Genomic DNA, 21,183 nt, shown 5'->3' on the forward strand with positions numbered 1-21,183 from the left:
TCACGATCCCTTGTGGTAGGGCTCGCCACGCAGAATCGTCGCGGCGCGGTAGAGCTGCTCGGTGAGGACGAGCCGGGCGACCTCGTGCGGGAGCGTCATGGGCGAGAGGGCGAGCTGCCTCCGCGCGCGTGAGAGCAGCCCCTTGGCGAGTCCGTGCGCCCCGCCGATCGCGAAGACCGCCCCGGGGCGGCCGTACGTGCGCATGTCGTCGAGGTAGTCCGCGAGGGCCCGTGTGGTCCAGCGCTCACCCTCTCGCGTAAGAGCGACGAGCTCCAGGTCGTCGGGGAGCCGACGTTCCAGGGCCGCCGCCTCCCGCTCTCGCGCCTCCGCGGCGCGGGCATCCGGAAGTCTCGCCGGTTCCACGACCACGGTCTCGAACCGGATGTAGTGCCGCAGGCGTTCCTCATACTCCTCCGTCGCGCGTCGAAGCGCGGAGGCCCGGTTCCGTCCGACCGAGGCCACGAGGATCCGTGTCACAGCACCGCCTCCGCATGACGCATTGCGGGCTTGGAAGCCTTTTCGACGATCAAGCGCCTCACGTCTTCCCAGCCGGCCTTCCATTCGAGGGTTTCGGGGAGAATCCAGATCGGCAGGGCCGGCTCGAAGAGCGGGCGGAGTCGGGGAAGGTCCTTGCGCGTAGTGAGGACGCCGCCCCGGCCCGCCGCCTCCGTCGCAACCGCCCGCTCCCGCGGCGTCGGGATCCCGTGATCGCTCAGCGCGAGTTGTTCCCGAAGCGACGCGCACTCGGCGCCAGCCTGCGCGAAGAAGAGATTGGGCTTCATGATTCCGGTCAAGGCGAGGCGAGGGGCCGGCGGTCCGGACCAACCGCGCGCACCCGCGCTGGCGGCCTCGGGAGGGCCGTGCCCGAACGCCGCCGTGGCGACGGGTACGCCGGGGGCCAGATGCTCGAGCTGGTCGCGGAGTTCGCGGTCGAAACGGGATACATCCGTCGTCCAGGCTTCCCGGCCCGTGCTGACAATGGCGTCCGCCCTGGCGACGGCGCGTTCCCAGTCCTCGCGGAAAGGACCGGCAGGGAGTCGCGCCCGGTTGGTGCGGCGCAGGGCGTCGCGGTCGAGGATCAGCAGGTCCAGATCGCGGAGGAGGCGCCGATGCTGAAAACCGTCGTCCAGGATGGCGACAGTCGCTCCCTCCGCCACCGCTCGCCGCCCTGAACGCAACCGGTCCCGGTGCCCCCGGATCGAGGCTCCCGGCGCCTCGTGCGCGAGCAGATCGAGTTCGTCGGCGTACCCGCGCGCGAGAATGGCCGGCCGGTGCCCGGCTTCCTGAAGCGTGCGGGCGATGAAGGCCGCGAGCGGCGTCTTGCTGCTTCCTCCGGCCGTGACCCCGCCCACGGAAATGATGGGGATGCCGGCGGAATGCGTGGCGAGGAGGCCGAGGTCGTAGAGCCGGTGACGGATGTCGTGGACACCTCCGTAGGCGCGAGCCAGCGCCCTCACCGGAAGCGCCGCCCGTGGACGGCGCCACTGGCCCCGGAGTCGGAGTTCGAGCGAGCGCGGCACCTTCGTCACACGTGCGGGACGCAGCGGACGATCCCGCAAGGGGGCTTTCTCCTGCCTCCTCCCCTGCCGTTCGACCCCGGGCGGACTGCACCAGCGAGCCTCCCGGGCCGCCTGCTCGCAGCGCGCTACCTCGCGCTCGAGCGCCACCTGAATGTCCCCCGTGCCGGGCGTTTGGTCCGGGGCGACCCCGGCGAGCGAAACGAACACCGTGGCCCCGGGTGCGGGGACGAGAAAGCGATCCCAGCTTCGGAGCCGGGAGCCCGAAGAGGCGGCGACCCCCACCACGGTCACGGGACTATCCGTGAGCCTCGCCATGCGGGCCGCGCCTTCCTTCAGCGACCGTCTGGGGCCGCGAGGTCCGTCACCCGTAAGGATCACTCCGCGTCCCGCCGCAAATGAGCGGGCCAACTGGCGGAACCCGGCCGAGCCGCCGCGCGTGCTCGAACCGCGGGCCACGTCATAGCCGAGGCGTCGCAGGACCTGTGAGATGATCTCTCCGTCGCGGTCGTGACTCGCCAGGGTCGCGAGATTCTGGCCTGCGAAGAGGCATGTGAGCGGGAGCAGGTGTTCGTGCCAGCACGCGTAAACCTCGTGCTTCAGCAGGGGCCGATACGGCCGACGAGGGTCGTCGGGGTGCCGGAGGCGCCACGTCCGGCTGATGGGCAGCGCGGTCCGTACTATCCGGACCGCCGCGCCCGGCGGGATACGGCGGGCGCTCAGCACGGCGTACCGAGGCGACCCGGAGACTCCTGGTCTCTTGCCAGCAGTTCGATCGCGTGGCTCGCGACCCGGGCCGCGCAACCCGGATCCCCGAGCCGCTCTCGGACGACGTCGAATGCTCGGAGCATCTCGCGGCGCCCCGCCGCCCGCTCACCGAGGAGCCCCTCGAGCTCCGCCGCCACACGCTCGGCCGTCAGCCGATCCTGAAGGAACTCGGGGACGACCGGGGCCTCCGCCACGAGGTTGACGAGCACGATGGACGGGATGCGCACCAGCCGACGGCCGATGGCCCATTCGAGCCCGCCCGTGCGGTATCCCACGACCATCGGTACGCCCGCGAGCGCGAGTTCGAGCGTGATCGTGCCGGACTTCGTCAGTGCCGCCCAGGACCGCTCGGTGACCTCGCGCGCCCCGGCGGTCGGGAACCCCGCTCCCGCATAGAGCGATTTCGGCAGGTGCGGCGGACGCGCGACGAGAAAATCAAGATCCTGGTGTCGCCGGGCGAGTTGCCGCGCAGCCTCCGCGAAGACCGGGAGCATGAAGCGGACCTCCTGCGCGCGCGATCCCGGGAAGAGTCCGATCACCCTCCGCGAATCGGTCATGCGGACCCCGGGGGCCGCGCGGTCTCTGGCGGCGGCTGCGCGGCTGCGCGGCGCGTCGAGCAGCGGATGCCCGACGAACTCCGTGCGCACGCCGTATCGCTCGAGCAGGGGGCCTTCGAACGGGAGCACGGTGAGGACGCGGTCGCAGTCGCGCTGGAGCTTCCTTGCGCGGCCTTCTCGCCAGGCCCACACCTGAGGCGCGATGTAGTAGAGGACCCGGCGTCCCTGCCGCCGCGCGCTTCTGGCGAGCCGCAGGTTCAGCCCCGGGTAGTCGATCGGAAGGAGGAGCCGTACGTCCTCCGTCACGAAGAGACCCTCGATCCTGCGCTGGAGTCGAAAGAAACCCGGCAGACGCCGCAGAACCTCCGTCCCTCCCATGACCGACAGCTCGTCCAGCCCGGCGATCCTCGACACACCGGCCGCTTCCAGCTCGCGGCCCCCGATCCCGAACAGCCTCACGTCGGGAAGCTCCCGGCGTATCTCCCGGGCGACCGCCGCGCCGTGTTGGTCCCCCGAGGCCTCGCCGGCGGAGATGAAGACCGCCGGCCCCGGGCGCGGTTGTGACGTCAGGACAGCCGGCCGAGGTAAGCCATCAGCATGAGGACAAGTGCCAGCAGAATGAGGAGGACGATGGTTCGGGGCCCTCGCTTGACCCCACCTCCGAGCTTCTTCCGCTCCTCACGAATCTTGAGCAACGACATGCACAAACTCCTCGATTTCGCGGGTGATCCGGATGGCGACTTCCAGCGCTTCCCTGCCCGCGCGACCCGAGACGAGGCGGCTCGGACGTCCCCCGATCGCGTCGGCGAAGGCCTCGATCTCCCGGGCCAGCGGCTCGCCACCGCGAGCCTCCAGCGCAACAGGCTCCACCATGGCCTCCACTCCCGCGACAGCCGTCTCGGTCTGTGGGTCGCGCCGTCTGTAATGATGTCCCGTCCCGGCCGCCAGGTCCAAGCTGAAATATCCGGAGCGCTGGAACAACCGGAGCTGGCGCAGCGCCTTCAGCGCCACGCGGCTCGCGGTGATGTTCGCGACCGTGCCATCCTCGAAGGCGAGACGCGCGTTGGCGAGGTCGATCCGGGGCGAAATAACGGGCACGCCCACCGCGTGCACGTCGGCGAGCGGCGCCTCCGTCAACGTGAGGACGAGGTCGATGTCGTGGATCATCAGATCCAGGATCACCGTGGTGTCCGCCCCCCGAGGCTGAAATGGCGCCATGCGCAGCGATTCGATGAATCGGGGCCGGTCCAGCCACGGTTCCGCGGCGAGGAGGATGCCGTTGAAGCGCTCGACGTGTCCGACCCCGAGGACCACGCCCTTCTCTTCCGCGAGCCCGAGGATCTCGTCCGCCTCCGGGAGGTCCGCGGCAAGCGGCTTCTCCACCAGGATGTGGCAGCCTGCCCGGATCGCCGCGGTTGCGGCTTCGCGGTGCGCCATGGTGGGGACTGCGATGACGACCGCCTCGACCCGGTTGTGCAGCGCCTCCGCCTCCGCGAAGACCGGCACGGAGAGCGCGTCCGCCACCTCGGTCGCCCGCGCGCCCGACCGGTCGTGGACGCCCACGAGCTTGAACGCATCGCTCTGCGCCAGGAGCCGGGCGTGCTCGGCGCCGAGCCTTCCGACCCCGACGACACCGGCCGGAATCCGGCTCACACGGCGGATCCGGCTCTCGTGGCTCGGGGCTCGGGCGGGAGGTCGTCGTCCGGCCCGATGCGCGTCACCGTTACGCCACGTTCGGAGTCGCGGATGAAGCGCACGAGTTCCCGGACCTCGGGGGTCAGCTCCCCCCGCTCCACTCGACCCAGACCCACGCGGAGGGGCTCACCGGACCGGAAGATCGTCCGATACGCCGTCTGCAACGCGCGAATCGCCTCCGGCTCGAACCCCCGGCGTTCGAGACCGATCCGATTGACACCGTAGGTGCGGGTGCGAACTCCCCCTGCGAGGGTGTACGGTGCCACGTCGCGAGACACGCGCGCGCCTCCGCCGACCATCGCATGGCGGCCGATGCGCGTGAACTGGTGAACGCCCGTGAGGCCCCCGACGATCCCCCAGTCTCCGATCTCGACATGGCCTCCCATCGTCACCCCGTTCGCGAGCACCACGTGATCGCCGATGAGGCAGTCGTGGGCGATGTGCACGTAGGCCATCACAAGGGTGTCCGCCCCCACCGCCGTCACGCCGCTGGCGGCGGTCCCCCGGTTCAGCGTCGTGAATTCGCGCACCACGGTGCGCGGTCCGATCTCCAGAAACGTGCGTTCTCCCGCGTATTTCAGATCCTGCGGGTCGGAACCGAGGACGGCCCCCTTCGCGATACGCACATCCTCGGCCACGCGCGTATCCCGCTCGATGAATACATGCGGGCCGATCCGCACGCGTTCGCCAATCTCCACATCCGGGCCGATGACGGTGTACGGGCCCACCGCGGCCGTCTCCGCCAGACGGGCCGACGGATCGACGACCGCCGTCGCATGGCACCCCGGGGCGTAGCCCGCCGAAGTCACCGGTCCATGACCTGTCCCAGAATCGTGGCCTCCGCGGCAACCTTGCCGTCGACGCGTGCTACTCCCTTCAACTTCCCACGCGTGCCCCGTCCCTGAACGAGGTCGAGTTCGAGAATGAGCTGGTCCCCGGGGACGACGGGTCGCCTGAATTTCACGCCGTCCACCGAGAGGAAGTAGATGACCTTTTCCTCGGGGTTCTCGAGGCCGCCCATGAGCAGAAGCCCCCCGCATTGCGCCAGGGCCTCGATGATGAGTACGCCAGGCATCACAGGGCGGCCCGGAAAGTGCCCGGCAAAGAACGGTTCGTTCGCGCTCACGTTCTTGAGGCCGACGATCCGCTGCCCCGGCTCGATCTCCAGCACCCGGTCCACCAGAAGCATCGGGTACCGGTGCGGGAGGATGTTCAGTATTTCGGTGACGTCCATCACCCTTCCTCGTTTGGCTCGTTCTCCCGCAATCCGGACACCAGCCGGCGGGCGAGTTCCAGATTGCCGTGATGTCCCGGGCGGTCCGCGACCACATGACATTGCAGCCTCGCGCCCACGAGTGCGAGGTCGCCGATGATGTCCAGGATCTTGTGGCGGACGAACTCATCCGGGAAACGGAGTTCCTGACCGCGTTCAAGCCCTTCTCCCGAGAGGACGAGGGTGTTGTCCCGGGTCGCTCCGAGCGCGAGCCCCCGCTCGCGCAGGGCCTCTCTCCACGCCGAGAGGCCGAAGGTGCGGGCCGGCGCGATCTCCCGCAGGAAATCTCCCGGCTCCAGCCGCGCGCTCGCGGACTGCCGCCCGATGAGAGGGTGGTCGAAGTCGATCGTGGCGGAGACCCGGCCGGCCTCCGCGGGCAGCACCTCGTACCGGCTCCCCCCGCTTTTCAGGCGCAGGGGGCGGTCGATCCGCAGGCGTGGCGCCTCCTCCCGCTGCGCGAGCACTCCGGCGTTCAGCAGACGCTCGCACCACCCGGCGGCACTCCCGTCGAGCGCGGGAGGCTCGGGTCCGGAAACATCGATCCACAGGTTGTCGAGCGTCAGCCCGCGCGCCGCGGCGAGCACATGTTCCACCGTTCGGACGACCGCTTCGCCACTCCCGAGGGCGGTCTCGCGGTACGCGGAGTGTACGGACTCCACCGTTGCAGGTATCTCGGGTGCACCGGGAAGATCCGTGCGGCGAAAGCGGAGCCCGCTGTGCTCGGGTGCGGGGCGAAGCCGGACCAGAGAGGCCTCTCCCGTGTGGAGCCCGTGCCCGCGGACTTCGACACCCCGCGCGATCGTACGCTGTCTCGCCGTCAAGCGGTGCCGTCGTCCGACGCGTCCGCCGCCTCCCGCCGGGTTGGCCGTTCGCTCTCTCTCGCCTTCACCCGCCGTTCGAGCCGTGCGACGCGCCGGAAGAGGTTGGGCAGCCTGCCCAGGTGCGCCGCCTCCTTGAGCCACGATCTCCGAGGCCGGGCCGGCGTTCCTCCGAGTTCCGCCCCGGGAGCCACATCCTGAATCACGCCGGTCTGGCCCGCGATACGCGCGCCGGCTCCGATCGTCAGGTGCCCCGCGACCCCGGCCTGGCCGCCGAACTGCGTCCCGGCTCCGATCTCGGAGCTCCCCGCGATGCCCACATGCGCGGCGACGAGGCAATCGCTTCCGATGCGGACGTTGTGCCCGACATGCACGAGGTTGTCGAGCTTGGTTCTCTCCCCGATCCACGTGTCGTCGAGCGCCCCGCGGTCGATCGTACAGTTTGCCCCGATCTCCACGTCGTCTCCGATCACGCAGCCGCCGACCTGGGGCACCTTGTGCGCGCCCTCCGGTCCCTCCACGTAGCCGAACCCGTCCGTCCCGATGCGCGCGCCGGCATGCACCCGTACCCGATCGCCGATCTCGACCCGGTGAAGGATGGAAACGGCGTGGCCGAGTCGGCAGTCCACGCCGATCCGGGCTCCGCGGCCGACCAGCGTCCCGGGCCCCAGCCACGTTCCGCGCCCGATCCGCGCCCCGTCTTCTACCACGACGGCCGGGCCCAGCGACACGTTTGCCCCGATGCGCGCCCCCTCGTCGACCCGGGCCGACGGGTGGATGCCAGGCGGCGGTTCAGGCTCCGGGTGGAACAGCCCCACGATCCTGGCGAAGGAGAGTTGGGGATCGTCAACCCGCAGGACGCTGAACGGGACGCCGGACGCGTCGAAGCTGCGCGGGGTCAGCACCGCCCCCGCCCGGGTTCCGTGTACGGCGGCCCGCAACGCCTCCCGGGCGAAGAACGAAAGATCTTCGGGACCGGCAACCTCGAGCGAAGCGACGCCGCTCAACGGTCGGTCCGGGTCACCCAGGACGTCCGCCCCCACCCGATGGGCGAGATCCGCGACGGTGAACGTGGGCATGCGCGGAACGGGACCCGACCCGCGTCAGGCGGCGGTACCGTTAGCTGCCGGGCGGGGCCGAGATCGCGGCGAGGTCCACCCCGAGGCGCTCGAGCACCGAGGTGGTGATGTCGAGCGTGGTGTCCGCCGCCACGACCCCCCCGGCGATGTCGAGCACGATCGAGTAGCTGCGTTCCGAACGGATCTCCTCGATCACCTCGTTCACGCGCGCCACGATCGGTTCGAGCAGTGCCGCCCGGCGGCGATCCAGTTCCACTTCCAGTTCCTGCTGCCTCGTCGCGGCCTGCTGCTGCTTGTCACGGATCTCCTGCTCTTGCTGCTGGCGTCCGGCCGGGTCGAGCAGTGACTGCTGCTGCTGGTACGTATCGATGAGGGAGTTGATCTCCGTCGCGAGAGCCCCGAGCTCGTTCTCGAATTCGACGGAAAGGCGCTGAAACGCGGCGCCGGCCGAATCGGCGCCGGGTGCGATGGGGAGGATGGCCTGCGTGTTCACGTAGACGACCGGCGTCCCCTCAGGGGGCAGCGGGACGGGCTCCGGCACCAGCGGCACAGTCGGCTGCTCCTGGGCGGCCAAAGGGCCCGCGACCAGTGCGCCAAGTGCCAGCGCGCAAATCACCGCCGGCCTCGCGCCCCTGTGGATCCAGTTCATGTCGATATCCCTCTCGGTTCAGAACACTCGTCCGAACTTGAAGTGCAACTGCCAACCCGGATCCGGCCGGCCGAGGACATCGCGCCGATCGAAGCCGTATGCGTAGTCGAGTCCGAGGGGACCGAAGGGCGTGACGAGACTCGCGCCGATCCCGGCCCCCACCAGAAGGTCCGTCGGGTTCAGCTGGCTGGCGTCCTGCCACACGTTCCCGGCGTCCATGAAAGCGCTCATGAAGATGCTGTTCGTGAGCTTGATCCCGAAAGTCACCCCGGTCCGGAAGAACGATTCTCCCACGCGGTCGAGGTCGCTGAAGGGGGCGTCATCCGGAATGTGTCCCGATGGCGTCACCGAGGCCTCATCGTACCCTCGTAACTGGATCCCCGCCTGCGTGCCGCCCGCGTAATACCGTTCCGTAAAGAACGGATTCCGGCCCAGGATGAGCCCCGCCTCGAAGCTGAGACCGAACGTGAGTTCGATGGGCGGGCTCGTGCTCCCGGGACCTCCCCCGAGTTGACCGACCGGCACGAACCATTCGCTCGTCAGATCGAGTTTCTGGTAGTTCCCATCACCTCCCAGGAAGCCGCCCGTCTGCCGGAACGCCAACTGGTTCCGGGCTCCACTCGTCGCGAACAGAGGATTGTTCCGGCTGTCCTGGACGAGGCGCCATGAGAGGGTGGACCGCAACCCGGAGAAGAGCGAGAAGCGCCGCCCGATCGCATTCGTCGTGTCCAGACCCCGCACATCGTCGTCGAACAGCGAGTAGCCCGCGAAGACGCGCGTGTTTCGTACCCCGAAGATCGGAACGCCGACTTCCGTCAGACCACCCGTCTGGCGGCGATCCCCGAGGCTGAAGCCCGTGAACTGATCGCGCGAGCTCCGGAGCGTGACGTTGGCGGAATAGTGGCTTCCAAAGACTTCCGGGTCGGAGTAGCTGATGTCGAGGTCCCGCTGCCGGCGGCCGAAGATCCAGCGAAAGCTCCCCGTCTTGGCAAGCCCGAACAGGTTCGGCTGCGAATAGCCGATGAACCCCGCGAGCCCGGTGTAACCGGAGGCGGTGATCCCGAAGTTCAGAGTCCCCGTCTGCTTCTCCTGCACGCGCAGCGAGATGTCGATGTCCCCGTCCGGGCGCGGGCGGATGTCGATCGCCTCGTCCGGCGGCAGCGGCTCGAAGAAGTTCAACCCCTGGATGTTCTGGAACGACTGGATCAGACGTTCCTGCGAGTACACATCTCCGGGGAAGATGAGCAGGCGGTTCCGGATCACGCGGTCGTGCGTGGCCGTGTTCCCCTCGATCGCGATCTCGCGAATGTAGCTCCGCGCGCCCTCCTCGATGTTGAGGTGGGCCGTTACGCGCGGCTGCTCCCCCTCGGGGAGGTCCGCGCGCCGCACGTCGGGCGTGACGCGGGACGCAAGATATCCGTTGTTCCGGTACAGATCTCCAAGGTCCGCCGGCGAGGCGTAGAAGGCGGTGAAGTTGAAGGGAGGATACTCATCCCCTTCGGCTTCGTGCTGGCCTCGGCGCACAATGGGTTCGATCGCCGCGAGCGGGAACGCCCGGTTCCCCGTAATCCTCAGATCCTCGAGGAGGTACTGGCTCCCCTCCTCAACCCGGATCTCGATGCGTCCCTTCCCCGTCACGCGGTCCGATATGACCGTGTCACCCAGAACCTCGAAGTCGAGGAAGCCGTTCGAGCGGTAGAAGTCCGGGAGTCGCTCGGTCAGGTCGCGCCGGAACTCGTCCTTCTTGAGTTCGCCCGAATCGAACCAGAAGAACCCCTCCTCGTCGGTGGCCATCGTGGCCCTGAGTTCCGCGTCGGTGAAGGCTTCGTTGCCCTCGAAAGTGATCTGCGTGAGCCCGAGCCGCGGCCCCTCGTCCACGTCGAACACGACGAGAAAGTCGGGAGGGAACGCAAGGTCCGGGCGGATGAGCGTATCCACGCTCGCGGTCGGAAACCCTTCGTTGGACAGCAGCTCGAGCATCGTGACGCGCGCGCGTCCGATCCGGCTCGGGTCGAGCGGACTGTTGTTCGTGAGCCCGACCGTGTCCCGGATCACATCTTCGTCGACCCGCTCCAGACCGCGGAACGCGTACTGCGTGATGTAGGCCCGTTCCTCCACGCGGATGTAGAACACGCCGCGTTCGGGATCGTCCGACTCCGCCACTCCGATCTCGACGTTCGAGAAGTCCCCGGAACTGAAGAGGCGGCGGATCGCCTCCTGAATCTGCGGCTGGCGTACGACGTTGCCCGCGCGGAGGCCGCTGCGCGTGATGATGATGTTCGCAGCGTGACGCTGATTCCCCAGCACGATGACAGAATCGACGCGGACCGAGGACTGGTCGAGCTGCAGCTGCGCCGCCGCCGGCTCCGCGGTGGCGAGCGCGAGGATCAGCCCCATCAGCGCCAGTCCGCTCGCCGCGCTGGCGGGCGGCTGCCGGGGGCTCATTTCGCCGAAGAAGCCGTGGGCGTGGCGAACACCAGGCTGTCCTCGTCGTCGGCGACGTCCACCCGGATCTGGTCTCCGGGCTCGAAATCGGCCATCAGGATCCGCTCGGAGAGCGCGTCCTCGACGTGCCGCTGAATCGTCCGCTTGAGCGGACGTGCCCCGAACTTCTCGTCATAGCCGTGGTCCACCAGGAACCGGATCGCCGCATCGCTCAGCTCGAGTTCGAGCATCTCCTCCGCGAGGCGTTTCTGTACCTCCCGGAGCTGGATGTGCACGATCTCGCCCAATTGTTCCTTCGACAGCGGATGGAAGACGATCGTTTCCTCGACCCGGTTCAGGAACTCGGGCGTAAACACGCGGTTGATCTCGTCCGAGACGCGTTCCTTAATCCGGTTGTAGTCGATTCCGTCCGTGTCTTCCGTGAAGCCCACGCGGGTCGAGGTGCCGATGTCCCGGCTCCCGACGTTGGACGTCATGATCACGACCGTGTTCTTGAAATCGATCACCCGCCCGTAGTTGTCCGTGAGCCGACCCTCATCGAGGACCTGGAGGAGGATGTTGAAGACGTCCGGATGCGCCTTCTCGATCTCGTCGAGCAGGACGACGCTGTACGGCCGCCGCCGGATGGCCTTCGTGAGTGCGCCGGAATCCTCGTAGCCGACGTAGCCCGGCGGGGCGCCGATGAGACGGCTCACCGAGAACTTCTCCATGTACTCCGACATGTCCACGCGTACGAGCGCGCTCTCCTCGGCGAAGAGGAAGCGCGCCAGGGCCCGCGCCAGTTCGGTCTTCCCCACCCCGGTGGGTCCGCAGAAGATGAAGCTCCCGATCGGCCGGTCCGGATCCTTCAGACCCGCTCGTCCGCGACGGATCGCACGACTCACCGCGTCGATCGCCTCGTCCTGGCCGACGACACTCTCATGCAGTTCGTCCTCCATCCTCAGGAGGCGCTCCGTCTCCGCTTCCCTGAGCCGGGTCACCGGAATCCCCGTCCAGCGGCCCACGATGAAGGCGATCTCTTCTTCCCCGACGGTGGGACGGAACTCGGCACGCGCGCGCTCCCATTCGTCACGCCGGCGCTTGATCTCCTCCTGGACTTCCTTCTCGCGGTCCCTCAGGTAGGCAGCGCGCTCGAAGTCCTGATCGCTGATCGCCGCGTCCTTCCACTCCGCGAGTTCCTCGAGCTTCGTCTGGAACTCCTGGACCTCGGCGGGAGGCACCTGCGCGGCGAGCCTCGACCGGGCTCCCGCCTCATCGATGACGTCGATGGCCTTGTCCGGAAGGAAGCGGTCCGTGATGTAGCGTTCGGCCAGCCGTGCGGCGGCGGAAAGGGACGGATCCGGAAGCTCCACGTTGTGGTGATCCTCGTAGTACTTCCGCAAGCCCTGGAGGATTTCGATGGTTTCGTCGATCGACGGGGCTTCGACGATCACCGTCTGGAAGCGGCGTTCCAGCGCCCCGTCCTTCTCGATGTACTTCCGGTACTCGTTCAGAGTGGAGGCGCCCACACACTGCAGTTCACCGCGGGCGAGGGCGGGCTTGAGCATGTTCGACGCGTCGATCGCGCCTTCCGCCGCTCCCGCGCCGACGAGCGTGTGCAACTCATCGATGAAGAGGATGACGCCCTTCGCCTGCGACGTCTCGTTTACGATGGCCTTGAGCCGTTCCTCGAACTGCCCCCGGTACTTGGTGCCGGCGATGACGGCGGCCATGTCGAGCGCAAGTACGCGGTACCGCTTCAGGCTGTCCGGCACATCGCCCCGCTGGATGGCCTGGGCCAGCCCTTCGACGATCGCCGTCTTGCCCACGCCCGGCTCGCCGATGAGCACGGGATTGTTCTTCTTGCGGCGCGAGAGCACCTCCATCATACGCTCGATCTCGCCCAGCCGACCGATCGTCGGGTCGAGCTTCCCCTCCCGCGCGAGCTGGGTGAGATCGCGGCAGAAATGGTCCAGCGCCGGCGTCTTCGACTTCTTGTCCCCCTTCGTACCCGAACTTGCGGGGTCGGAGACGGAGGCCGCGGCGGGGGTGCCGCCGGCGGGCATGTCGGTCCCGAGCAGCTTCAGCGTTTCGGCACGCGCGCCGTCGAGTCCGATCCCCGCCTCTCCGAGCACTTTCGCCGCGAGACCCTTCTCCTGGCGAAGCAGACCCAGCAGGAGGTGTTCGGTCCCCACATACGTGTGGTGGAGTTCCTCCGTCTCGGCCATCGCGTGCTCAAGCACCTTCTTCGCCCGCGTTGTGTAGGGCAGCTCACCGATCGATGAACTGCTCTTCCCCGGCCGGATGTTGCCCTCCACGAGCTTTCTCAGCTCGCCGAGGTCGGCCGACAGGTTGGCCAGAACCGCGGCGGCGACGCCCTCGCCTTCACGGATCAGGCCGAGGAGGATGTGTTCGGTACCCACATAGTCGTGCTTGAGGCGGATAGCCTCCTCGCGCGCCATCGCGAGCACTTTCCGAACACGATCCGTGAAGTTGTAGTTCATCCGGGCCTCATATGGCGTCGACAGGCGGCCGGCAGCGTGACCGGTGTTTATCCGTGCTACTCAAGGGCTCCTCGAACGTAGCTCGCGCGGAACGCGTCCGCATCCGCCTCGTCGAGCCGGCGCCCCGCCGCGCGCGCGAGATGTGCGGTCTGGGCGTGGATCATCATGCGGATGATCACCTCTACACGGGGTGTTTTGAGAAGTCTCAGCGAGATTCCCAGACGGACTCCGGAAAGGAGGTTCATCATCTCCTCGAAGGGCAGACTCCTCGCGTGACACAGGATCCCGTACGCCCGCCAGACCTTGTCCTCGAGTACGTGCGGGGCCTCGCGCAGCAGCACGGCCCGCGCCTGCTTCTCGTAGCCGATCACGCGGCCGACGAGGCGCTCTAGCTGGTCGATCAGATCCTCCTCGGTCTTGCCCAGGGTCGTCTGGTTCGAGATCTGAAACAGGTTGCCCACGATTCTCGAACCCTCTCCGTATAGACCCCGGTACGTCACGCCGAGTTGCCCCATCCCCTCCAGCACCTTGCGGATCTGACGAGTGAGGACGAGACCGGGGAGGTGGATGAAGACGGAGGCCCGCAGCCCGGTCCCCACGTTGGTCGGACAGGAGGTCAGGAAGCCGAACTCCTGATGGAACGCGTACGGAAGGCGGGCGCCGATCTCTTCGTCCAACTGATCGAGATCGCGCCATGCCGCCGCGAGCTGGAAGCCCCCGCGCAGCGTCTGAAGCCGGAGGTGGTCCTCCTCGTTCACCATCAGTCCGAGCGCCCTGTTCCGGGACAGGGCGAGGCCCGAGCCGCGCCGCGGTCCGCTTTCCGGCCCGCCGATGAGCTCCTTGCTCACGAGGCGCCGTTCGAGGAGCAGGAGTCGGTCCACCGGCTCGAGGCGGGCGATCTCCCAGAAATCGGCTTCTTCGAGCATCCCGGCGGCCTCCGTCGCCGCCCGCGCCTTCTCGAGCAGGGCTTCCCGCTCCTCTCCGGTCGCGTGCGAGGCGAAGGAATACCCCTGGAGGTTGCGGGCGAGGCGCACCCGACTGGAAACGACGATATCGCCATTGGGTCCGGCTTCATCGACCCAGTCGAGACCGTGCGTGCCGACGGGCGGCGCCGTCCCGGGCCCGTCCGTCACGAGACCTCCGTCAGCGCGTGAATCTCATCTCTGAGGTCCGCCGCGGACTCGAAATCCTCGATCTCGACTGCGCGCTCCAGACGCCGCCTCAGCGTGGAGAGGCGAACCCGCTCGGGGTCCGTCTCGGGGGCCGTGCTCACGTACACCTTACCCATATGCTGCGACGATCCGTGCACGCGGCGGAGGAGCGCGCGGAGTTGCCGGTGGAACTGAGCGTAGCACTGGGGACATCCCAGCCGCCCCGACTTGCGGAAGTCGTCGGCTCCGGTGCCGCAGTATTCGCACGGCTCCGCGGCCGGGGGGAACAGGGTGTCTCCGGAACTCCCGCCGAGGTGCGCCAGCAGGTCCGCCATGGGGGGGGATCCGCCGCTGGCGGAAACCCCCTTCAGGGAGGCGCACGTCGAACAGAGATTGAGCGTACGCATCTCGTTGTCCTCAATCTCCGTGAGCGTGATCTTCGCCTTGCGTTCCCCGCAGTTCTCGCAGTCCATTCGTTTCTCCGTTGCGCCGCCCGGCGCTCCATCACACGGCGACGAGCTCTCCGCTCTCGATGCGCAGCACCCGACCCGCACGGCCCGCCAGCTCGCGGCTGTGGGTCACGACGACCAGCGCCGCGCCGTGCCCGTCCACCAACTCGAACAGCAGGTCGTGAAGACGCAGCGTCGCCTCCGCATCGAGGTTCCCGGACGGCTCGTCCGCCAGCACGAGCGGCGGCGAGTTCGCCAGCGCACGGGCCACCGCGACCCGCTGCTGCTCGCCCCCGGAAAGCCGACGCGGCCGGTGGCTCTCGCGCTCCGCCAGCCCCACCTGAGCGAGCAGCCCCGCGGCCCGATCCCGAGCCTCTTCCTGCGAAGCCCCGGAAATCAACCGCGGCAGCATCACGTTCTCCAGCGCCGTGAAATCGCGCAGCAGGTGATGGAACTGGAAGACGAAGCCGACGAAACGGTTCCGCAGCTCGGCCAGCCGTTCCCCCTCGAGTTCCGACACCCGCTCCCCTCCCAGCCAGACGTCTCCTCCCGTCGGCCGGTCGAGGGCACCGAGCAAATGTAGCAGGGTCGACTTCCCGGACCCACTGGGACCCACGATGGCCAGGGAATCCCCGAGGTCCACGGTGAGGCCGATCCCGGTCAGGACCGGTATGAGACCGCCATCAGGGCTCGGAAAGGTCCGGACGAGTCCCGCCGTTCGGACTGCCGGCGGCGCCTTTCCCGTTCGTTGCACGGTCACTCGTGCCGGATCGCGTCGACGGGTGCCAGCGCTGCGGCCTTTCGCGCCGGATAGATCGTGGCCAGGTAGGAGATGAGCAGCGAACCGAGGATGATCAGCGTAACGTCGAGCGGCGCCAGCGAGATCGGGAGCCGGTCGATGAAGTACACATCGCTGGGGAGTGCGATGAACTCGTAACGCGTCAGGGCCCAGGCAAGGATGGCGCCGAGCGCGGCGCCCAGCGTCGTACCGACGACGCCGATGAAGAGCCCCATGTTCGTGAACACCTTCCCCACACTCCGTGCCGTCACTCCCATGGACCGGAGGATCCCGATCTCCCGCGTGCGGTCCGCGACCATCATCACGAGCGTCGAGACGATGTTGAAGGAGGCGACCAGCACGATCAGGATCAGCACGACGGCCATGCCGAGCTTCTCGAGGCGGAGCGCGGAGAAGAGGCTGCTGTTGAGCTCCTGCCAGCCCTCCACGCGGTAGGGCCAGCCAAGCGCCTCCTCCAGCCGGGCGGACACTTGTCTCGCCTCCCACGGATCGCTCACGTCGAACTCGATGCCGGTCACGGCCTCGCCGAGGCCGAGGAGTGCCTGCGCCTCCGCCAGAGGGGCCATCACCAGTTCGTCGTCGTACTGATACAGTCCCGTCTGGAAGATTCCGGTGACCTCGAAGCGTGCAAGCGCGGGCGAGAAGCCCAGAGTGGAGAGCGGCGTGTTCTGAAGGGAGGCGGCGGTGATGAGCTTGCCCTGATAGAGGCCGAGCTTCTGAGCGAGGCCGCGTCCCGCCACGATGCCCGGGTTCCCGGATTCGGTCGGGCCGAAGGGTGGCTCCCCGATTATGAGGTGCTCCATGAGCCCGGCGATCCGCATCCCCTCCGGGTCGTCCGGGATGCCGCGCAGCACGACGGATTCGTTGTAACTGTCGCCCGCGTTGAGGACGACCTTGTTGAAGACGAAAGGCGAAGCCGCGACCACATTCTCGTCCTGCCGAACGCGGTCGAGGACCGTCTCCCAATCCTCCATCTGAAAGCCGCTGTCGAGTTCCATCACGTGCGCGTGCGGCCCGCCGCTCAGTATCCGGTCCCGCAGGCTCTCCTGGAGGCCGTTGAGGACCCCGATCACGACGATGAGGGCCATCACGCCGACGGCTACACCACCCACGGCAAGGCTCGATATGAAGGCAACGAGCCTCGAGTCTCTTTCGTCCACGGTGCCGCCGCCCCCGAAGGGCCACCACGGCCGGCGAAGGAAGCGGCCGAGGGCACGGAAGATGCCGAAGACGGAGATGCGCCGCCCGGTCCCCCGCAGGTAGCGCCGCGCCACGAAGCGTTCGAAGCGGCCCCGGCCTGCGCTCACGCCTGCCCCTCCTCCGGACGCAGCATGGGGAAGAGGACGACATCGCGAATGGATGTCTGTCCGGTGAGCAGCATCACCAGGCGGTCGACGCCGAGCCCGAATCCACCCGTCGGAGGGAGGCCATACTCCAGCGCCCGCACATAGTCCTCGTCGATCTCCATCGCCTCCTCGTCGCCGGCCTCTCTCAGGCGCCGCTGCGCCGCGAACCGGTTCCACTGATCCACCGGATCGTTGAGTTCGCTGAACGCATTCACGAGTTCGAAGCCGCACGCGATGACCTCGAATCGCTCCGCAAGATCCGGCTCCCCACGCATGGGTTTCGCTAGCGGGCTCATCTCGATCGGGTGACCGTACACGAAGACGGGATCCGTGATCCGGTCTTCGACCAGATCCGAGAAGAGCGTGTCGAGAATCTGCACGCGCGAGAGTTGGTCAGCGTCCGTGCGTCCGGCCTCTTCCGCAAGAGTGCGGAGGTCGGCCTCGCCCGCGCGCCGCGGATCCAGACCGGTAGCCGACGAGAAGGCCTCATCCCAGCGGACGCGTGGCCAGGGCGCGGCGAGGTCCACCTCCGCGCCGTCGTACTCGAACCGTGTCGTCCCCATCACCTCCCGCGCGACGTCGCCGATCATCGTCTCGGTGAGCTCCATCACGTCCTCGTAGTCCGCGAACGCGAAGTACAGCTCGAGCATCGTGAATTCGGGGTTGTGCGTGCGGTCGATCCCCTCGTTCCGGAAGTCGTGCCCGATCTCGTACACTCGGTCGAGATTCCCTACGATGAGCCGCTTCAGATAGAGTTCATCGGCGATCCTCAGGAACATCTTCCGGTCGAGCCGGTGGTGGTGCGTGGAGAACGGTCGTGCCAGAGCGCCGCCGTAGAGAGGTTGCAGAACCGGAGTCTCCACCTCGAGGAAGTTGCGCGCGTCGAGCCAGCGGCGGAGTTCCGTGACGATTCTGCTCCGGATCCGGAACACCTCGCGCACCTCCGGGTTCACCGCCAGATCCGCATACCGCTGCCGGTAGCGCGAGGCCTGGTCGCTGAACCCGCTGTGCACGACGCGCTGTCCGTCCTCGGCGATCTCCTCCTTCCCGAAGGGGAGCGGACGGAGGGTCTTTGTCAGAAGCGTGAGGGATTCGGCCCGCACCGTGACCTCTCCCCGTCGCGTGCGGAAGACGGCGCCTTCAACGCCGACCCAGTCGCCGAGGTCGAGCAGGTCCATGAGTGCGGCCCCCTCAGCTCCCAGGAGGTTGCGCCGCAGGTGGATCTGCAGTCGCCCGTCGTGATCGCCGATGTGCGAGAAGGCGCTTCCGCCCAGGTCCCGGTAGGACAGAATGCGGCCCGCGACACGGACGCCTTCGAGTTCGGTGGGCGCTTGGCCGTCCGTCGCTCCCTGGGTCGCGGCCTCCAGCTCCTCAAACGCGGCGAACGCGTCGCGCAGTTGGTGGGAACGATCGAAGGCGTAGCCGTAGGGTTCGAGGCCCAGTTCGCGCACGCGGGCGAGCTTCGCGAAGCGGTCCCTTACCGGCTTCGGTCGCGCCTCGGACGCGTACCAGCACGCAGTGCAGGCTCCGTCGCGGAGTCCAACGGTATCGGAACCGCACGATGGGCAGTTCATGCGCTCGTCTTGCCGGATTCCTGGAGGAAGGCCTGGATGAAACCGTCGAGCTCGCCATCGAGCACCGCGCCGACGTTGCCGACCTCCAGGTTCGTCCGGTGGTCCTTGACCATCTTGTAAGGCTGCAGGACGTAGGACCGGATCTGCCGACCCCACTCGATTCGCGTCTTCGAGCCTTCGAGTTCGGCCCGGCGCGCTTCCCGTTCCTCTACGGCCCGCTGGTAGAGGGCGGCCTGCAGCATCTTCAGCGCCTTGGACTTGTTCTTGTGCTGGCTGCGTTCCTGCTGGCACGAGACGACGATCCCCGTCGGGAGATGCGTGATCCGCACCGCGGAATCCGTCTTGTTCACGTGCTGACCGCCCGCCCCCGATGCCCGGAACGTGTCGATCCTGAGATCCTCCTCATTGACCTCGATCTCGATGTCGTCATCGACCACCGGATAGACGAACACCGAGGCGAAGGAGGTGTGCCGGCGCCCCTGCGAGTCGAAGGGGGAAATACGCACGAGGCGGTGGACGCCGCGTTCGGCCGACAGATACCCGTAGGCGAACTGCCCCTCCACATCGAGGGTCGCGGACTTGATCCCGGCTTCTTCGGCGGGAAGGAGATCCATGATCTCGACCTTGTAGTCGTGCTGTTCCGCCCAGCGCACGTACATGCGCATGAGCATCTGGGCCCAGTCCTGTGACTCCGTACCGCCGGCTCCCGGGTTGATCGTGACGAGCGCGCTGCGGTGGGCGTCCTCCCCCCGCAGCATGTTACGGGATTCCAGGCGGGCCGCCTCCCTCTCCGCCCCGTCGAGTCCGCCCTCGAGTTCCGCCTCCAGTTCGGCGTCGTCCTCGTCCTCGAGCAGCAGCGTCATCTCGAGAAGATCGTCCACGCGGGCGGAGCAGTCCGCCCAGGGACCGGTCCAGGTCTTGAGCAGGTTCGCTTCCCCGATGACCTCCTTGGCGGCGTCCTGGTCGTTCCAGAACGCGGGGGCTGCCATCTTCTTCTCGAGTTCGCCGATGCGGGTCAGCTTCTCGGAGATCTCAAAGATACCCCCGTAGCTCATCGAGCCGGCCGCGCAGCGCCTCGGCGCGTTCTTTCTGTTTCGCGAGCTCCGTCATGTCCGGCTCCAGCCCTCCGCGCGCGCGTCGGGTCCGTGTGGGGTGTGATTTGCCGACGGTAAATAGACCACGTTTCCCCCCGGAAGGCGAACTTTCCGGAGTCGCGTCAGAGGAGATCGAAATCGATCCGCCGTGCCTCGCGATCCACGCGCACAACTTGAATCTCCACGGGGTCCCCGAGCCGGTAGCTCCTGCGCGTTCGGCGCCCCCGCAGCATGTGCTTCGTCCCGTCGTGGACGTAGTAGTCCCCCGAGAGGCGGCTCACATGGACGAGACCTTCGATATCGTACGCGTTGAGCCGCACGAAGAAACCGAAGCGGGCCGTGGCACTGATCGTGCCGTCGAAGTGATCCCCGACGTGCCGCTCCATGAACTCGACTTTCTTGAGGTCCACCGAATCACGCTCCGCCCGGGCCGCGTTCTCCTCCCGGGCCGAGGCGTGTCGGGCCGTGTCGGAGAGCCACTCCCGGCTGATCTCGCGCGCGGAACCGGGGTTCGCCAGCCAGCGAGCCAGCTGCCGGTGCACGATGAGGTCCGGATACCGGCGGATGGGCGAGGTGAAATGGAGGTACGCCGGGGAGGCGAGCCCGAAATGGCCTTCGTTGCCCGGCTCGTAGCGGGCCTTGGCAAGGCTTCTCAGGACCTGGACCGAGATGACGGACTCCTCGACCCTGCCCTTCACGGCGTCGAGCAGTCGCTGGAAGTCGCGCGGGCGCGGGTTGCGCTGCGGGAATGAGAGTCCGAATTCGGTCGCCAGCAGGCGGAGCGTGTCGATCTTCTCGGGGTTCGGTTCCTCGTGGATGCGGTACAGTACGGGCACCCCATTCTCGATCGCCCACTGCGCCACCGCTTCGTTCGCGGCGATCATCAGATCTTCGATGAGCCGGTGCGAGGCGAGCCGCTCGCGCGGCCGCACATCGACGGGAGCCCCCTCTTCGTCGAGCACGACGTGCGACTCCGGCAGGTCGAAGTCGAGGCTCCCGCGCGCGCGGCGCCGTTGACGGAAGCTGCGGCTCACATCGAGCAACGCGCGAAGATCCTCGCGCAGGCCCGAGTCCCGCCGTGCCGCGGGGGTCGCTTCTCCGTCGATCACCTCCTGCGCCTCTTCATACGAGAGCCGGTGCGCGCTACGGATGACAGCCCGGGCGAAGCTCGTCCCCCGGAGCCGTCCGCCGCGATCCACGGTGAGGAAGGCGGCCAGCGTGAGCCGGTCTTCCCCGGGCACGAGCGAGCAGAGGTCGCTCGACAGCGCGTGCGGGAGCATGGGCAGCACACGATCCACGAGGTACACGCTCGTGCCGCGCTCCCAAGCTTCCGCGTCGAGCGCCTCTCCCTCCCGTACATAGTGCGATACGTCGGCAATGTGGATCCCGATCCGAGCCCCACCGCCCGTGAGCCGTTCGATGGAGAGTGCGTCATCGTGGTCTCGAGCATCCCCTGGGTCGATCGTGATGACGCGGTCACCCCGAC

At 67.8% G+C, this 21,183-nt stretch carries 19 protein-coding genes (1 of these 19 cut by a window edge); all 19 read right to left on the reverse strand.

Annotated features, from left to right (window positions below; genetic code table 11):
- Entirely contained in the window at positions 1–477 is a 477-nt protein-coding gene (locus ACOOGH_RS05820; protein WP_420448023.1) for a 23S rRNA (pseudouridine(1915)-N(3))-methyltransferase RlmH, read from the reverse strand.
- Complete coding sequence (locus ACOOGH_RS05825; protein ID WP_420448024.1) at positions 474–2,243, reverse strand: tetraacyldisaccharide 4'-kinase; 1,770 nt, start codon at positions 2,241–2,243, stop codon at positions 474–476. Before ACOOGH_RS05825 ends, ACOOGH_RS05820 begins: the two co-directional genes overlap by 4 nt.
- Complete coding sequence (locus tag ACOOGH_RS05830) at positions 2,237–3,412, reverse strand: lipid-A-disaccharide synthase (protein WP_420450072.1); 1,176 nt, start codon at positions 3,410–3,412, stop codon at positions 2,237–2,239. The genes ACOOGH_RS05825 and ACOOGH_RS05830 overlap by 7 nt, the downstream gene beginning before the upstream one ends.
- The gene (locus ACOOGH_RS05835; protein ID WP_420448025.1) at positions 3,409–3,543 is read right to left on the reverse strand and encodes a hypothetical protein; all 135 of its coding nucleotides are present in this window, start codon (positions 3,541–3,543) and stop codon (positions 3,409–3,411) included. The genes ACOOGH_RS05830 and ACOOGH_RS05835 overlap by 4 nt, the downstream gene beginning before the upstream one ends.
- Entirely contained in the window at positions 3,521–4,495 is a 975-nt protein-coding gene (locus ACOOGH_RS05840) for a Gfo/Idh/MocA family oxidoreductase (RefSeq protein ID WP_420448026.1), read from the reverse strand. The genes ACOOGH_RS05835 and ACOOGH_RS05840 overlap by 23 nt, the downstream gene beginning before the upstream one ends.
- Positions 4,492–5,346, reverse strand: coding sequence for an acyl-ACP--UDP-N-acetylglucosamine O-acyltransferase (lpxA, locus tag ACOOGH_RS05845; RefSeq protein ID WP_420448027.1), 855 nt, complete (start codon positions 5,344–5,346; stop codon positions 4,492–4,494). The genes ACOOGH_RS05840 and lpxA overlap by 4 nt, the downstream gene beginning before the upstream one ends.
- Entirely contained in the window at positions 5,343–5,771 is a 429-nt protein-coding gene (fabZ, locus tag ACOOGH_RS05850) for a 3-hydroxyacyl-ACP dehydratase FabZ (protein ID WP_420448028.1), read from the reverse strand. The genes lpxA and fabZ overlap by 4 nt, the downstream gene beginning before the upstream one ends.
- Positions 5,771–6,631 carry a UDP-3-O-acyl-N-acetylglucosamine deacetylase gene (gene lpxC / locus ACOOGH_RS05855; protein WP_420448029.1) on the reverse strand — a complete coding sequence of 287 codons (861 nt, stop codon included), beginning with the start codon at positions 6,629–6,631 and terminating at the stop codon, positions 5,771–5,773. The genes fabZ and lpxC overlap by 1 nt, the downstream gene beginning before the upstream one ends.
- A complete protein-coding gene (gene lpxD / locus ACOOGH_RS05860; RefSeq protein WP_420448030.1) occupies positions 6,628–7,707 on the reverse strand; it encodes a UDP-3-O-(3-hydroxymyristoyl)glucosamine N-acyltransferase in 1,080 nt (359 codons plus the stop codon). The genes lpxC and lpxD overlap by 4 nt, the downstream gene beginning before the upstream one ends.
- A gap of 40 nt (positions 7,708–7,747) precedes the next feature.
- Positions 7,748–8,356, reverse strand: coding sequence for an OmpH family outer membrane protein (locus tag ACOOGH_RS05865; RefSeq protein ID WP_420448031.1), 609 nt, complete (start codon positions 8,354–8,356; stop codon positions 7,748–7,750).
- An 18-nt stretch (positions 8,357–8,374) separates the two neighbouring features.
- The gene (bamA, locus tag ACOOGH_RS05870) at positions 8,375–10,801 is read right to left on the reverse strand and encodes an outer membrane protein assembly factor BamA (RefSeq protein ID WP_420448032.1); all 2,427 of its coding nucleotides are present in this window, start codon (positions 10,799–10,801) and stop codon (positions 8,375–8,377) included.
- Positions 10,798–13,284, reverse strand: coding sequence for an ATP-dependent Clp protease ATP-binding subunit (locus ACOOGH_RS05875; RefSeq protein WP_420448033.1), 2,487 nt, complete (start codon positions 13,282–13,284; stop codon positions 10,798–10,800). The genes bamA and ACOOGH_RS05875 overlap by 4 nt, the downstream gene beginning before the upstream one ends.
- A 56-nt stretch (positions 13,285–13,340) precedes the next feature.
- Positions 13,341–14,417, reverse strand: a complete 1,077-nt coding sequence (locus ACOOGH_RS05880) for an ATP--guanido phosphotransferase (RefSeq protein WP_420448034.1) — start codon at positions 14,415–14,417, stop codon at positions 13,341–13,343.
- The gene (locus ACOOGH_RS05885) at positions 14,414–14,908 is read right to left on the reverse strand and encodes a UvrB/UvrC motif-containing protein (protein WP_420448035.1); all 495 of its coding nucleotides are present in this window, start codon (positions 14,906–14,908) and stop codon (positions 14,414–14,416) included. Before ACOOGH_RS05885 ends, ACOOGH_RS05880 begins: the two co-directional genes overlap by 4 nt.
- Positions 14,909–14,939: 31 nt before the next feature.
- Entirely contained in the window at positions 14,940–15,638 is a 699-nt protein-coding gene (locus ACOOGH_RS05890; protein WP_420448036.1) for an ABC transporter ATP-binding protein, read from the reverse strand.
- A 2-nt stretch (positions 15,639–15,640) separates the two neighbouring features.
- Positions 15,641–16,990, reverse strand: coding sequence for an FtsX-like permease family protein (locus ACOOGH_RS05895; RefSeq protein WP_420448037.1), 1,350 nt, complete (start codon positions 16,988–16,990; stop codon positions 15,641–15,643).
- Positions 16,987–18,603, reverse strand: coding sequence for a lysine--tRNA ligase (gene lysS, locus ACOOGH_RS05900; RefSeq protein WP_420448038.1), 1,617 nt, complete (start codon positions 18,601–18,603; stop codon positions 16,987–16,989). Before lysS ends, ACOOGH_RS05895 begins: the two co-directional genes overlap by 4 nt.
- A protein-coding gene (prfB, locus tag ACOOGH_RS05905; RefSeq protein WP_420448039.1) for a peptide chain release factor 2 occupies positions 18,600–19,713 on the reverse strand; the annotation gives its coding sequence in 2 pieces (ribosomal slippage) (positions 18,600–19,646 and positions 19,648–19,713; 1,113 coding nt in all). Before prfB ends, lysS begins: the two co-directional genes overlap by 4 nt.
- Before the next feature lie 106 nt (positions 19,714–19,819).
- On the reverse strand, positions 19,820–21,183 hold the 3' portion of the coding sequence (gene rnr / locus ACOOGH_RS05910; protein WP_420450073.1) for a ribonuclease R. 607 nt of this gene lie beyond the right edge of the window; 1,364 of the gene's 1,971 nt are visible here — the last part of the coding sequence; its start codon lies beyond the right edge, outside the window; its stop codon occupies positions 19,820–19,822.

The sequence above is a fragment of the Candidatus Palauibacter sp. genome, assembly GCF_965213655.1.
Taxonomy (GTDB): domain Bacteria; phylum Gemmatimonadota; class Gemmatimonadetes; order Palauibacterales; family Palauibacteraceae; genus Palauibacter.

What these genes read in the sequence shown, in the direction of transcription:
- ACOOGH_RS05835 (WP_420448025.1), bottom strand. Translation starts at nt 3,543, where the DNA reads ATGTCGTTGCTCAAGATTCGTGAGGAGCGGAAGAAGCTCGGAGGTGGG.
- fabZ (WP_420448028.1), bottom strand. Translation starts at nt 5,771, where the DNA reads ATGGACGTCACCGAAATACTGAACATCCTCCCGCACCGGTACCCGATG.
- lpxD (WP_420448030.1), bottom strand. Translation starts at nt 7,707, where the DNA reads ATGCCCACGTTCACCGTCGCGGATCTCGCCCATCGGGTGGGGGCGGAC.
- ACOOGH_RS05865 (WP_420448031.1), bottom strand. Translation starts at nt 8,356, where the DNA reads ATGAACTGGATCCACAGGGGCGCGAGGCCGGCGGTGATTTGCGCGCTG.
- bamA (WP_420448032.1), bottom strand. Translation starts at nt 10,801, where the DNA reads ATGAGCCCCCGGCAGCCGCCCGCCAGCGCGGCGAGCGGACTGGCGCTG.
- ACOOGH_RS05875 (WP_420448033.1), bottom strand. Translation starts at nt 13,284, where the DNA reads ATGAACTACAACTTCACGGATCGTGTTCGGAAAGTGCTCGCGATGGCG.
- ACOOGH_RS05885 (WP_420448035.1), bottom strand. Translation starts at nt 14,908, where the DNA reads ATGGACTGCGAGAACTGCGGGGAACGCAAGGCGAAGATCACGCTCACG.
- lysS (WP_420448038.1), bottom strand. Translation starts at nt 18,603, where the DNA reads ATGAACTGCCCATCGTGCGGTTCCGATACCGTTGGACTCCGCGACGGA.